Here is a 13677-nt window from a genome sequence, read left to right on the forward strand (position 1 = left end):
GTTCGGGTGGACGGTGACCGGTCATGGCTGAACCGGGTCTGAACGGGTCTCGTTTGGGTCTTCACCCCGGTAGGCGCGTCGCCAGGCCGCCAGCAGGTCATCGAGATTCAGCGAGGTGTCGAGGGTCAGGTCGACGGGCGTCCTGGCCGGCAGGGCGATGCGCTTGTTGAACGCCTTGCCGCGCAAAAGGTCCAGCAATCCGATCCGGGCCTTTTCAGCGACCTTGGGATCGTGCTCGCCCTTGATGTGGAACAGGATCGCCAGCCGCCCCTGGTCGGTGCTGTTGACGCTGGCCTCCAGGGTCGTGAACGACAGGTTCTCCATGGCCTGATAGGCGAAGTCCTGAATGGCATTGACGGGGGCTGCGGCCGGGGCGGGCGCGCCGGGACTGTCGCCGCCCGGGGCCTGGACCCCGGCCTGAACCCCGCTCAGGGCTGCGCGCGACAGGGCCAGGCGGCCGGGCTGGATGGCGGTGATCCGGCCCTCAAGCAGGCGAAAACCCTTGGGGCCGAGCTCGAACGGCAAGCGACCGTCAACGACCGCGTCGAGCTGGATCTTCTCGACCAGGGACGAGGCGGCGATCAGTTCGCCCAGATCCATGTGCTGGACGACAATCACCCCCCGGATCGGCCGGCCCGGCTCCAGGGAGACCTCGGTCGGCTCGATCGAGACCCGGCCCTTGGCGGCCTCGAACACGGCCGAGTCGATCTGCAGCGCCTCGGACCCGAGGCGGAAGGCGGCGGCGAACCCGTCCAGCGGCACGAAGGCGTCGATCCGGCTGACCCTCAGCCTCTGGTCGGGCGCACTGACCAGGGGCGCCAGGCTGGTGAAGTCGATCTTGCCCTGCAGGTCGGCCACGACGCCGATCGGGCTGGTGAAGTCGAGCGGGCCGACCGAAAGCCGTCCCGAGCTCCGCATGCCGTCGGCGTCCCAGACGAACAGGCCGGTCAGGCTGGCGGGACCGGTGGCCTGTCTTGCCCCGGCGGCCAGCGGCGACAGTTCGCCGGGTTGCAGGCCGTCCGGCTGGAAGGCCAGTCTGGAGGCATCGAGCTCGGCCCGGCCTCGCGCCTGGGCGACGTCGTGGCGCAGGGTGATTCGGCCCAGGGGCTGGCCGAGGGGGGTGGCGGCGTCGAGGCCGCCGGTCCACAGGCCGTTCGACAGGGCGAGGCGACCGGTGGTCCGGATCGGATTGAACCGCCGGCCTTCGGCGACATCGCGCAATGTGCCCTGATCCAGGCGAACCTCGGCGCGCATCGGTCCGCCGGCATTGTCGGCGCTCAGGCTGCCGGCCCCGCCCTCGACGGCCGCCTGGGCCTCGTCCAGCGAGACGGTCAGGTCGCTGAAGCGGGCGGCGGTGGTCCAGAGACCGCCCTCCACGGTGAGTAGGGGCCCGGACCCGGGACAGAGGGTCGCGCCGGGGTGCGACAGCGGCGTATCCCCCATGCGCAGGCGCACGGCGGTCAGGGGCTGGCAACGGGCCAGGGTGAAGGTAGCGCGCGACCCCGAAACCTTGGCCAGGCCCTCGACCCGTCCGGCCAGGCCTTGGAGGGGCGCGATATCGAACTGGTCGCCGGCCAGGGCGAGGGGGGCGCTCAGGACAAGGCCGTCCCAGCGCCAGTCCGGCACCTCAAGGTCCAGGCTGGGCAGGCCGCCGCCGGACAGGCTGGCGACCAGGTTGCCGTGCATCCGGCCGTCTGCCGCGTCCAGCAGCGGACCCCGGGGCGCGGCGAGGCTGGCCCGAACGCCCGGCGCGGCGTTCAGGCTGATCGGCCGGCTCAGGCCAAGACGGGTGCGGCCGTCGCCCAGGGTCAGGCTCAGGCCCGGGGCCTTGAGCGCGAAGGTCTGCAGGGCCTGGGTGGCGGCGCGGGCATCGGCGGGATCAGGCAGGGCACCGGCCAGGCGTTCGGCGTCGGGCCGGGACAGGCCGCTATCGGCCTCCGCCGACCCGGTCAGGTTCAGGTCCGGTCTGCGCAGGAGGCCATCGGTCCGTCCCCGGGCCTCGACCACCAGGCTGGTGAGGGCCAGGCTGCCGCGGGCCGCGCGGCTGGCCCCCAACTGCAGGGCCAGGGGGCCGCTGGCCCGCAGCCCGTCCGGCTCGGCGGCCAGGCTCAGGTCGGACAGCTGCAGCTGCCCCGCCGCCTCCCTCAGGGCGATGCCGCCGGCCAGGGCCTGTCCGGCCTCGGCCTGGACCTGGCCACGGCCCCGGGCGGCGATCCTCCCGTCCAGGCGCTCGGCCACCACCTGATCAAAATCGAGGCCGAGGCCGATCTCGCGGGCCTCCAGACCGGGGGCCTGCAGGGCCTGGCCATGGGCCTCGCCGACCATCCGGCCGCTGAAACGGGGCTGGGTCAGGGACCCGTCCAGGGTGCCGATCAGGGCCAGGCTGGCCGCCGCCCTGTCGCTGCGGATCGCGGCCGTCCGGGTCGAGCCGGCCTTGATCATGGCGCGCAGTTCTGCCGGGCCCCTGGCCGAGCGGGTCGTCAGGTCGGGATAGGCGATTTCGGCGTCGATCTGGCCCTGGGCGTCTTCCAGTTCGACCGTCTCGGCGACCAGGGCGTCGAGGTCGAAGCGGGCGGTGAGGGCCAGGCGGTCGCCGCGCTTGCGGGCCGTCAGCAGGGCGCCGCGCGCCTCGACCAGCAGCTGGTCGGTGACATAGCGCGCGCGACCCAGCCGTCCGTCGAGGCGCAGAAGCTGGCCGTTGTCGAGGCTGGCATCGCCGGTCAGGCGGACCAGGCCGCCGGGTGTGCGCAGGTCGAGGCGGGCATTCTCGACCAGGATGGCGGGCCCGCCGGGCCCGGACCGGCGCGGGGCCTTCAGCAGGTCGTTGACCAGGGGCTGCAGCGGGCCAAGGTCGAGACCCCGATCGGTCAGCCTGGCCTTCAGGCGCGGCCGAACCAGGCGCAAAGCGCGGGTTTCAAGGGCAAGGCCGCTGCCCAGTTTCGCCCCGGCCATCCAGGGCGCGCGCAGGTCATAGGCGACCTCGATCCGCTCGGCCGTGAAGCTGGGATCGTTACGGGGCCCCAGCCGCACCGAGCCCGTAAAACCGCTGGCGTCGAGGTCGTCGACCGTGATCACGGCGTCGACACCGTGGGTCCGCAGCCAGCTCTGGGCCAGGTCGCGACTGATCTCGCGCCGGCCGCCATGGATCAGCAGGCCGACGGCGATCACGCCCAGCATCGACAGCGAAACGGCCTCAAGCCCGGCCTCGACCCACCACGCAGAGCGCCGCCGCCCCGGCAGGGGCGGTGGCCCGTCCGGGCTAGAGGGGGCAGGTTGGGTCGTCGGCTCGGCCATCAGGTCCTGGTCTGAATGCAAGCCCCCCCGGCTCTGGTTCCTGTCTAGAGGGCCGAGCCTAGCGACGAAAGCCCAGAACATCCTGCATGTCATAGTGTCCGGGCGGCTGGCTGACGGCCCAGACCGCCGCGGCCACGGCCCCGCGGGCAAACAGGCCGCGGTCAGAGGCCGAGTGCGACAGGGTCAGGACCTCTTCCTCGCCGGCGAAGAGCACGCTGTGCTCGCCGATGATGCCGCCGCCGCGCACGACCGAAAAGCCGATGTCGCCTTCGGTGCGGGGCCCGGTGACGCCGTCGCGGCCCCGGTCGGACACCGCCTCCAGATCGACCCCGCGGCCCTCGGCGGCGGCCTGGCCCAGCATCAGGGCCGTGCCCGAGGGGGCGTCGATCTTGCGCTTGTGATGGGCCTCGAAGACCTCGATGTCCCACTCGCTGGCCGGCAGGGCTGCGGCAGCCTGTTTCACCAGGCCCATCAGCATGTTGACGCCCAGAGAATAGTTGCCCGAGCGGACGATGGCGATCTTGGTCGCTGCCACGTCGATGCGGGCGATCTGGTCGGGGGTAAAGCCGGTCGAGCCGATCACCACGGCCGGTCCGCCGCGCGCCGCACAGGCCTCGGCCAGCAGCACCGAGGCCTCGGGCAGGGTGAAGTCGATCACCGCCTGGGCGGCCTCGAGGGCGACGTCGCGCGTCACCAGGTCCTCGCCGGTCGCCTCGGGACGGTCGAAGCGGGCCACGGCACGGGCCAGGGCGTGGCCGTCCAGGGTTCTGGCGACGGCCTGGCCCATGCGGCCCAGGGCCCCGGCAATGGCGATGTTCACGGGCTTGGTCATGAGTGCCTAGTCACCCATTCTGCGGGCCCCGGTCAATCGCGGATCGACGTCGCGACACGGGCCTGGCCGGCCGGAAGGCCAAGCCCAACAAGCGTTTGCGCCCGTTTTTATCCCGCACGGCAGGTTGTGAGGCCGGAATCCCGCCGCTACGGTGTCGTCACATAAGGGCGCTCCGCATCGACCGGCTCGTCCCCTCCACTGTCATGCAGGACGGAAACGCGGGTTATGAGCGACACCGAGAAGAAGACCTTCACCGACGCTGAAGCGCTGGCCTTCCACCGCTACCCGACCCCCGGCAAGATCGCCATCGTCCCGACCAAGCCGATGGCCACCCAGCGCGACCTGTCCCTGGCCTATTCGCCAGGCGTCGCCGTTCCGGTCCATGCCATCGCCGCCGATCCGGACATGGCCTATGAATATACCTCCAAGGGCAATCTGGTCGCCGTGATCTCCAACGGCACCGCCATCCTCGGCCTCGGCGACCTCGGGGCCCTGGCCTCCAAGCCGGTGATGGAGGGCAAGAGCGTCCTCTTCAAGCGCTTCGGTGACGTCGACTCGATCGATATCGAGATCACCACCAAGGACGCCGACGAGATCATCACGGTGGTCAAAAATATCGGCGTCACCTTCGGCGGCATCAATCTGGAGGACATCAAGAGCCCCGAATGTTTCCGCATCGAGACCGAGCTGCAGGAGCTGCTCGACATCCCGGTGTTCCATGACGATCAGCACGGCACGGCGATCATCTGCGCCGCCGGCCTGATCAATGCCTGCCACATCACCGGCAAGCGGCTGGAGGACGTCAAGGTCGTGCTCAACGGTCCGGGCGCGGCCGGCATCGCCTCGATGGAACTGATCAAGGCCATGGGCGTGAGGGCCGAGAACGTCATCGCCGTCGATTCCAAGGGCGTGCTCTATCGCGGCCGCACCGAGGGCATGAACCAGTGGAAGAGCGCCCACGCGGTCGACACCGACAAGCGTACCCTGGCCGAGGCGGTCAAGGGCGCGGACGTCCTGCTGGGCCTCTCGGCCAAGGGGGCCTTCACCCCCGAGATGATCGCCAGCATGGCCCCCAATCCGGTGATCTTCGCCATGGCCAATCCCGATCCGGAGATCACGCCGGAAGAGGTCCACGCCGTCCGCAGCGACGCGATCATGGGCACCGGCCGCAGCGACTATCCCAACCAGGTCAATAACGTCCTCGGCTTCCCCTACATCTTCCGCGGGGCCCTCGATGTGCGGGCCCGCCGCGTCAATCACGAGATGAAGATCGCCTGCGCCAATGCCCTGGCCATGCTGGCCCGCGAGGACGTGCCGGATGAGGTGGCCGCCGCCTATCACGGCCGCCAGCTGAAGTTCGGCCCGCAATACATCATCCCCTCGGCCTTCGACCCGCGCCTGATCTGGTATGTGCCGCCCTTCGTCGCCCAGGCGGCGATGGACACCGGCGTGGCCCGCAAGCCGATCGAGGACATGGACGCCTATCGCGCCAGCCTCGCCCAGCGCCTGGATCCGACGGCCGGCTTCCTGCAGAAGATCGCCGGGGCCGTGCTGGCCAATCCCAAGCGCATCGTCTTTGCCGAGGGCGAGGACCCGTCGGTGATCCGCGCCGCCTATGCCTACCAGACCGGCGGCTATGGCAAGGCCATCCTCTGCGGGCGCGAAAACCTGGTCGCCGAGAACATGCGCGTCGTCGGCCTCGATCCCGATACCGCCGGCCTCGAGATCATCAATGCCCGCCTGTCGGACCGCAATCCCGACTATGTCGAGGCCCTGTACCAGCGCCTGCAGCGCAACGGCTATCTGAAGCGCGACGTCCAGCGCCTGATCAACCAGGACCGCAACAGCTTCGCCGCCTCGATGGTCATCCATGGCGAGGCCGACGGCATGGTCACCGGCGTCACCCGCAGCTTCGACCAGGCCCTGGAGGATGTGCTGCGCGTGGTCGATCCCGCCCCCGGCGGCCGGATCATGGGCATGTCGGTGGTCCTGGCCAAGGGCCGCACCATCTTTGTGGCCGACACCAATGTCACCGAGCTGCCCGAGGCCGAGGAACTGGTCGAGATCGCCTGCGAGGCGGCCCGCGCCGTCACCCGCCTGGGCTTCAAGCCGCGCGTCGCCTTCATGAGCTATTCCACCTTCGGCAATCCGATGGGCCTGCGCTCGGAAAAGGTCCGCGAGGCGGTGGCCATGCTCGACGAGATGGATGTCGACTTCGAATATGAGGGCGAAATGCCGCCCGAACTGGCGCTGGACCCGGAAAAGCGGGCGAACTACCCGTTCATGCGCCTGACCGACAGCGCCAATATCCTGATCATGCCGGCCATCCACGCCGCCTCGATCTCGACCAAGCTTGTGCAGTCGCTGGGCGGGGCGACGGTGATCGGGCCGGTGCTGCTGGGCCTGAGCCGTTCGGTGCAGATCACGCCGCTGTCAGCGTCGGTGTCCCGGATCCTGAACATGGCGATGATGGCGGCCTATGAGGGGGCCGAGGGGTAGGGGGTTCGTTTGGCCGGGTGTGCATCCGGCCACCGCCGCCGGCCCCCTCCTGACCTGCTTCGCAGGTCGTCCTCCCCCCTGCGGGGGGGAAGATGAGATCGCCGCCCTTCATCTTCCCCCTCCGGGGGAAGACGGTCGCGCAGCGACCCGTAGGGGGCAAGTGCGGGGATAGCGATCGCGCCATCCCCGGATCGGCGCGGGGACTAACAACCCTCTCCCTCTGGGAGAGGGTCGAAGGAACGGGGACCCACACGGGCATTCAGCAAACTTATCCGACGCGCTGAAACCTACCGTATTCTGTACCCACCTCGTCGCGAGGAAAGGGCGCAAGGCCAGCGACCGTTGCGGCGGCGGGGGGTGATCGAGCGGGACTGGGCTTCAGGGGGATACTGAAGCGTGTCCGGGGACCTGGTTGCTGGCCAGGCCCGCCCGCCGTCGGCGTGGTTGAAGGCAAAAGGGCGTGTCTGGCTGTAAGCCCGTCCTCTTCGACCGCCGGAGCGCGCCGGAAACGGCGGGATCCGGGTCCCGGTAAGGCCTCAACAGGGCCACCTGGCGGGACGCGGACGGAAAACGACCACGCGGAGCGCACGGCTTCGTCGAAACGGTAATCTCCATCTCTCATCCGGACGTGGTCCGGACGCTCCGCGACCCTTTCCATCCCTTCAGCGAGCGATCGCGTGAAGCGGCGACCTCGCGCCTCTTGCGTCCGGACTGCCGCGCACGTAACTCCGGCCCATGAGTATCCGCGCCAAGATCTGTGGCCTTTCGACACCGGAGGCGGTCAGTGCCGCCGTCGAGGGCGGGGCGGCCTATCTGGGTTTTGTGTTCTTCGCCAAAAGCCCGCGCAACCTGACGCCGGAGGCAGCCGGCCGGCTGGTCGAGCCGATCCGGGGCCAGGGGGTGCGGACCGTGGCGGTCACGGTCGATCCCGACGATGTCCTGATCGACCGCCTGATGGCGACGATGAAGCCCGACCTGATCCAGGTGCACGGCAAGGAGACGCCGGCCCGGGTGCGCCAGATCGCCGAGCGGTCCGGGGCCGGGGTGATCAAGGCCTTTTCGGTCTCGTCGGCCTCCGACGTCGATCAGGCCCGGGCCTTCGAGCCGGTCACCGAGCAGTTTCTGTTCGATGCCCGTCCAGTGGAAGGATCGGCCCTGCCGGGCGGAACCGGCGCAAGGTTCGACTGGACCCTGCTGGACGGCCGGCGATTTTCTCGCCCGCATTTCCTGGCCGGAGGGCTGGATCCGTGGAACGTGGCCGACGCGATCCGGGTGTCGGGGGCCCCGCTGGTGGACGTTTCCTCTGGCGTGGAGCGCGGTCCCGGCCTAAAGGACCCGGCTCTGATCACGGCGTTCCTCGATGCCGTCAAACGCCTGTAGCTCTGCCCAGCCTTTGGATGATCTCGTGAACGCCCCCTCAAAGCCCAACGACTATTCGGCCTATCCCGACGCGGAAGGCCGCTTCGGCGGCTTTGGCGGCCGCTATGTGGCCGAGACCCTGATGCCGCTGGTGCTCGACCTGGGCAAGGCCTATGCCGAGGCCAAGGCCGACCCCAAGTTCCAGGAGGAGCTGAAGAGCTTCAACACCCACTATGCCGGCCGGCCCAGCCCGCTCTATTTCGCCGAGCGTCTGACCGAGCACTTCGGCGGGGCCAAGATCTATTTCAAGCGCGACGAGCTGAACCACACCGGCTCGCACAAGATCAACAACGCCCTGGGCCAGATCCTGCTGGCCATGCGCATGGGCAAGACCCGGATCATCGCCGAGACCGGGGCCGGTCAGCACGGCGTGGCCACGGCCACCGTCTGCGCCCGCTTCGGCCTGCCCTGCGTGGTCTATATGGGTGCCACCGACGTCGAACGTCAGAAGCCCAATGTCTTCCGCATGAACCTGCTGGGGGCCGAGGTGCGCCCGGTGACCTCGGGCACCGGCACCCTGAAGGATGCCATGAACGAGGCCATGCGCGACTGGGTCACCAATGTGCATGACACCTATTACCTGATCGGCACCGCCGCCGGCCCGCACCCCTATCCGGTCATGGTTCGTGACTTCCAGAGCGTGATCGGCATCGAGGCCCGCGCCCAGATGCTGGAGATGGAAGGCCGTCTCCCCGACGCCGTCGTCGCCTGTATCGGTGGCGGCTCCAACGCCATCGGCCTTTTCCATCCGTTCCTGAACGACGACAGCGTGCGCCTGATCGGCGTCGAGGCGGCCGGCCACGGCGTCTCCACCGACAAGCACGCCGCCTCCCTGACCGGCGGCCGCCCCGGCGTGCTGCATGGCAATCGCACCTATCTGCTGCAGGACGACGACGGCCAGATCATCGACGCCCACTCGATCTCGGCCGGCCTCGACTATCCGGGCATCGGCCCCGAGCACTCGTTCCTGCACGAGATCGGCCGGGCCGAATATGTCTCGACCACCGACGAGGAGGCCCTGGCGGCCTTCCAGCTGTGCTCGACCCTCGAAGGCATCATCCCGGCCCTGGAACCGGCCCACGCCCTGGCCCGGGTCGGCGAGATCGCCCAGGAGCTGGGCAAGGGCAAGATCGTGGTGATGAATCTCTGCGGTCGCGGCGACAAGGACATCTTCACGGTGGCCGAGGCCCTCGGGCGCAAGATCTAGGACCTATCCAGCGTGACCAAAGACCGTATCGACCGTCGCTTCGCGGCGCTGAAGGCCGAGAACCGCGCCGGTTTCGTGACCTACATCATGGCCGGCGATCCCGATGCCGCCACGACCCTGTCCGTGCTCAAGGGCCTGCCCGGTGCCGGTGCCGACCTGATCGAGCTGGGCTTTCCCTTCTCCGATCCGATGGCCGAAGGCCCGACCATCCAACGCGCCGCCCAGCGCGGCCTGAAGTCCGGCATGACCCTGCAGGGTACGCTCGACCTGGTCGCCGCCTTCCGCGAAGGCGACAGCGACACCCCGGTCATCCTGATGGGCTATCTCAATCCGGTCCTGAACCGGGGCTTTGAAAGCTTTGCCGTCGCTGCGGCCAAGGCCGGGGTCGATGGCCTGATCATCGTCGACTGCCCGCCGGAAGAGGCTGACCCGCTGTCGGACGCGCTTGAGGCCGAGGGCATCGCCCTGATCCGCCTGGCTGCCCCGACCACCGATGATGCGCGCCTGCCCATGGTGGTCCGCCGCACCTCGGGCTTCGTCTATTATGTCTCGGTCGCCGGCGTCACCGGGGTCAAGTCCGCGGACGCCGCCGATGTCGCCCCGGCCGTCGAACGGCTGCGCAAGGCCTCGGGCCTGCCGGTCGCGGTCGGCTTCGGCATCCGCACCCCGGACCAGGCCGCGGCCGTCGCCCGGGTCGCCGATGCGGCGGTTGTCGGATCGGCGCTTGTGGATGAAATCGAATCGGCGGCCCAGTTGAACGAAAATGTGACTGAGAAGGTCCTTCTCAAGGCGTCGGAGCTGGCTAAGGCTGTACGTTCTGCGCGCGTCGGGCACGAAGTGAGGCTTTAAGGCTATGGCTATGGCTGAACCCCAGGACCCGAAAAAGGGCGACAAGAAATCGGCGGCGGAAGGCCGTCGCGGCGGCTGGCTGTCGCGCATCGCCCCCGGCGTGCGCGGGGCCTTTGCCAAGCGCGAGACGCCCGAGAACCTCTGGGTCAAGTGTCCCGATACCGGCGAGATGATCTTCCGGTCCGATCTGGAAGCCGCCCTGTGGGTGACTCCGGCCGGACGCCACATGCGGATAGGGCCCGAGGCCCGCTTCAAGTTCACCTTCGACGACGGCGTCTATGAGACCCTGCCGACCCCGGCCGTGCCCGAGGACCCGCTGCATTTCTCGGACGGCAAGCCCTACAAGGACCGCCTGATTGCGGCCCGCAAGGCAACCGGAGAGCCCGATGCCATGGCCATCGCCCATGGCCTGGTCGGCGGTGCGCCGGCCGTAGTGCTGGTCCAGGACTTCGCCTTCATGGGCGGTTCGCTGGGCATGGCCGCCGGTGAAGGCTTCGTCGCCGCCGCCCGCGCCGCCCTGGAACGCGAGCTTCCGCTGGTGGTCTACACCGCCGCCGGTGGGGCCCGGATGCAGGAAGGGGCCCTGTCCCTGATGCAGATGGCCCGCACGACCCTGGCCATCAATGAACTGAAGGACGCGGCCCTGCCCTATGTGGTGGTCCTCACCGACCCGACCACCGGCGGCGTGACGGCCTCCTATGCCATGCTCGGCGATGTTCACCTAGCCGAGCCGGGGGCCCTGATTGGCTTCGCCGGTCCGCGCGTCATCGAGCAGACCATCCGCGAGACCCTGCCGCCGGGCTTCCAGCGTTCGGAATATCTCGTGGAAAAGGGCATGGTCGACCGCGTCACCCCGCGCAAGGAGCTGCCGGCCGTGCTGGGCTCGATCCTGACCACCCTGATGATGGGGCGTCGCAAGGCGGCCTGAGTTTGCTGGATGCTCCCCCTCTGGGGGAGCTGTCGCGGAGCGACTGAGGGGGGAAGCTCGGCCGCCATCCCGTTAGCCCACTCCACCCCTTCGGGGTCCCCCTCCCCCAGAGGGGGAGGATCTTGAAATGACTGACCACCTCCGAGTCCACGACGCCGCCCTGGCGCGACTTCAGGCCCTGCATCCCAAGCTGATCGACCTGTCCCTGGACCGGATGTGGCGGCAGTGCGCGGCCCTGGGCCAGCCGCAGGACCGCCTGCCGCCGGTGATCCATGTGGCCGGCACCAACGGCAAGGGCTCGACGGTCGCCTATCTGAGGGCCATGGCCGAGGCGGCCGGCCTGAAGGTCCATGTCTTCACCTCGCCGCATCTGGTCCGCTTCGCCGAACGCATTCGTCTGGCCGGGACCCTGATCACCGACGACCACCTTGCCGAGGTGCTGGAGCGGGTCGAGGCGGCCAATGCCGGCCTGCCGATCACCTTCTTCGAGATCACCACGGCCGCCGCCCTGGTTGCCTTCGCCGACACCCCCGCCGACCTGTGCATCGTCGAGGTCGGGCTGGGCGGGGTGCTGGATGCGACCAATGTCGTGACCCCGGCCGTCAGCGTCATCGCCCCTATCGACCTCGATCACCGTGAGTTCCTCGGCGACACCATCGGCCAGATCGCCGCCGAGAAGGCGGGCATCATCAAGCCGGGGGCCCCGGTGGTCTCGGCGCGCCAGTGGCAGGAGGCCGAGGATGTCATCGACACCGCCGCCGCCCTGGCCGGGATCGAGCCGGTGATGATGGGCCGCGAGTTCGACGCCTGGAACGAGCGCGGCCGCCTGCTGGTGCAGATGCCGGACCGCCTGCTCGACCTGCCCGCGCCGTCCCTGCCCGGCGATCACCAGTTCGCCAATGCCGGTCTGGCTGTCGCGGGGCTGCTGGCCTTGGCCGATCCGCGGATCGACGAGGCCGCCATGGCCGCCGGGATCGCCGGGGCGGTCTGGCCGGCGCGCTTCCAGCGCCTGACCGCCGGACCCCTGGCCGTTCAGGCCCGGGCGGCCGGCGCGGACCTGTGGCTCGACGGCGGGCACAATCCCCATGCCGGTCAGGCCGTGGCCCGGGCTCTGGGCGATCTGGTAGCCCGCGACGGCCGGCCCGTGGTGCTGATCTCGGCCCTGCTGGCCAACAAGGATGCCACCGGCTTCTTCAGTCCCTTCGCGCCGCTGAAAGCCGAGGTCTATGCGGTGAGCTTCGCGGCAACGGCCGCCGCGCCGGCCGCCCAGACCGCCGCCGCCGCCGAACTGGCCGGATTGCGGGCCCATGCCTGCGAGACTCTGCAGGACGCCCTGGCCAAGGCCCTGGCCCTGTCGCCGGTCCCGCATGTCCTGATCTGCGGTTCGCTCTATCTGGCCGGCGAGGTGCTGGCGATGAGCGAGGAGACCTGGCCGCAATGAGCGGCTTGCCGACCGCCGTGACCCCGGCAGCCCTCTCGGGCTCGCCGGCCCTGGCCGGGGCGCTCCTGGCGCTCAACAATGCCCATGCGCGGGAACTGTCCTGGCTGGAGCCCGGGCGACTGTCGGATCTTGTGGACCAGGCGTTCGTCGCCTGGCGGATCGGCCAGGCCGAGGCCCTGCTGCTGACCTTCGACCAGGCCGCCGACTATGACAGCCCCAACTTTCTGTGGTTCCGCGAGCGCTATCCGCGTTTCGTCTATGTCGACCGCATCGTTGTGGCGGAAGAAGCCCGGGGGCGGGGTCTGGCGCGGCGGCTCTACAAGGACCTGTTCACCGCGGCCCAGGCGGCCGGGCACGAGCGGATTGTCTGCGAGGTCAATGCTGATCCGCCCAATCCGGCCTCCGATGCCTTCCATGCAGAGCTCGGTTTCGTGCCGGTCGGAACCGCCGCCATTCACGGTGGGACCAAGACGGTGACCTATCTGATGCGGGAATTGCGCTACCCGCCGGCCTGAGACGGGCGTAAGGCTCGTCCACGCCGATAGGGCGGCACGGCCCGCTGGACATCCCCGGCCGGCGCGCCCGTCCTGGCAGGAGCCGCCGATGGCCAAGGGTCAGAAGAAGTCCAACAAGGAAGTGCGCAAACCCAAGGCCGACAAGAAGGCCGCCCCGGTCTCGGTCTCGCCGTTCATCGTCACGCCCGCCAAGAAGTAGGCCTGAAACCAAACCGCCCACCCCGCGAGGCGGGATGGGCGGCTGGATTTCGAATTCGACAGGTCGGCTCAGGCGGGTTGCTGGACGCCGGCTTCGTTCAGCCATTCCAGGATCTTCTGCTTGGGCATGGCCCCGACCTTCATCGAGGTCATCTGGCCGCCGCGGAACAGCATCATGGTCGGAATGCCGCGCACGCCGTAGCGCGACGGGGTCGTGGGGCTGTCCTCGATATTGACCTTGGCCACCACCACGTGGTCGGCGAGCTCTTCGGAGATCTGCTCCAGGGCCGGGGCGATCTGTTTGCAGGGACCGCACCATTCGGCCCAGAAATCGACGAGCACCGGCCCTTCAGCCTGCAGCACGTCGCGTTCGAAGGTTTCGTCAGTCACCGTCACGGTGCTCATGGGGTCTGCTCCATCTGGGCGCGGATCCCCTCCCGATTCCGGGCAAGGAAGGCGCGAAAACAACAATGCCCGCGAGTCGGTCGCGAGCCC

At 69.2% G+C, this 13677-nt stretch carries 11 protein-coding genes; 8 read left to right on the forward strand and 3 right to left on the reverse strand.

Going from position 1 to position 13677, the window contains the following annotated elements; genetic code table 11:
* Positions 1-21: 21 nt before the first annotated feature.
* Both AQ619_RS00505 and dapB read right to left on the reverse strand, forming a co-directional pair.
* Positions 22-3294 (reverse strand): intermembrane phospholipid transport protein YdbH family protein, encoded by a 3273-nt coding sequence (locus AQ619_RS00505; protein WP_166504102.1) that lies wholly within the window; start codon positions 3292-3294, stop codon positions 22-24.
* Between the two features lie 58 nt (positions 3295-3352).
* The gene (dapB, locus tag AQ619_RS00510; protein ID WP_062142769.1) at positions 3353-4126 is read right to left on the reverse strand and encodes a 4-hydroxy-tetrahydrodipicolinate reductase; all 774 of its coding nucleotides are present in this window, start codon (positions 4124-4126) and stop codon (positions 3353-3355) included.
* 225 nt (positions 4127-4351) lie between these two features.
* Here dapB and AQ619_RS00515 point away from each other — a divergent pair, with 225 nt between their 5' ends.
* The 8 genes from AQ619_RS00515 to AQ619_RS18940 all read left to right on the forward strand — a co-directional run bounded on the left by AQ619_RS00515 (position 4352) and on the right by AQ619_RS18940 (position 13183).
* Complete coding sequence (locus AQ619_RS00515) at positions 4352-6625, forward strand: NADP-dependent malic enzyme (protein ID WP_062142772.1); 2274 nt, start codon at positions 4352-4354, stop codon at positions 6623-6625.
* A gap of 735 nt (positions 6626-7360) precedes the next feature.
* A complete protein-coding gene (locus tag AQ619_RS00520; protein WP_062142775.1) occupies positions 7361-8005 on the forward strand; it encodes a phosphoribosylanthranilate isomerase in 645 nt (214 codons plus the stop codon).
* Positions 8006-8030: 25 nt separating this feature from the next.
* A complete protein-coding gene (gene trpB, locus AQ619_RS00525) occupies positions 8031-9251 on the forward strand; it encodes a tryptophan synthase subunit beta (RefSeq protein WP_166504103.1) in 1221 nt (406 codons plus the stop codon).
* Between the two features lie 12 nt (positions 9252-9263).
* Positions 9264-10100 carry a tryptophan synthase subunit alpha gene (gene trpA, locus AQ619_RS00530; protein ID WP_062142781.1) on the forward strand — a complete coding sequence of 279 codons (837 nt, stop codon included), beginning with the start codon at positions 9264-9266 and terminating at the stop codon, positions 10098-10100.
* 4 nt (positions 10101-10104) lie between these two features.
* Positions 10105-11028: an acetyl-CoA carboxylase carboxyltransferase subunit beta gene (locus tag AQ619_RS00535; RefSeq protein WP_062142784.1), complete on the forward strand. Its 924-nt coding sequence runs from the start codon at positions 10105-10107 to the stop codon at positions 11026-11028.
* Positions 11029-11155: 127 nt separating this feature from the next.
* Complete coding sequence (locus AQ619_RS00540; protein ID WP_062142787.1) at positions 11156-12469, forward strand: bifunctional folylpolyglutamate synthase/dihydrofolate synthase; 1314 nt, start codon at positions 11156-11158, stop codon at positions 12467-12469.
* Positions 12466-12984, forward strand: a complete 519-nt coding sequence (locus AQ619_RS00545; RefSeq protein WP_062142790.1) for a GNAT family N-acetyltransferase — start codon at positions 12466-12468, stop codon at positions 12982-12984. Before AQ619_RS00540 ends, AQ619_RS00545 begins: the two co-directional genes overlap by 4 nt.
* An 88-nt stretch (positions 12985-13072) precedes the next feature.
* A complete protein-coding gene (locus tag AQ619_RS18940; RefSeq protein ID WP_145686504.1) occupies positions 13073-13183 on the forward strand; it encodes a hypothetical protein in 111 nt (36 codons plus the stop codon).
* A 68-nt stretch (positions 13184-13251) separates the two neighbouring features.
* On the opposite strand, the gene trxA is transcribed toward AQ619_RS18940, so the two are convergent.
* Complete coding sequence (gene trxA / locus AQ619_RS00550) at positions 13252-13587, reverse strand: thioredoxin (RefSeq protein WP_062142793.1); 336 nt, start codon at positions 13585-13587, stop codon at positions 13252-13254.
* Positions 13588-13677: the final 90 nt, after the last annotated feature.

The sequence above is a fragment of the Caulobacter henricii genome (assembly GCF_001414055.1).
Classification (GTDB): domain Bacteria; phylum Pseudomonadota; class Alphaproteobacteria; order Caulobacterales; family Caulobacteraceae; genus Caulobacter; species Caulobacter henricii.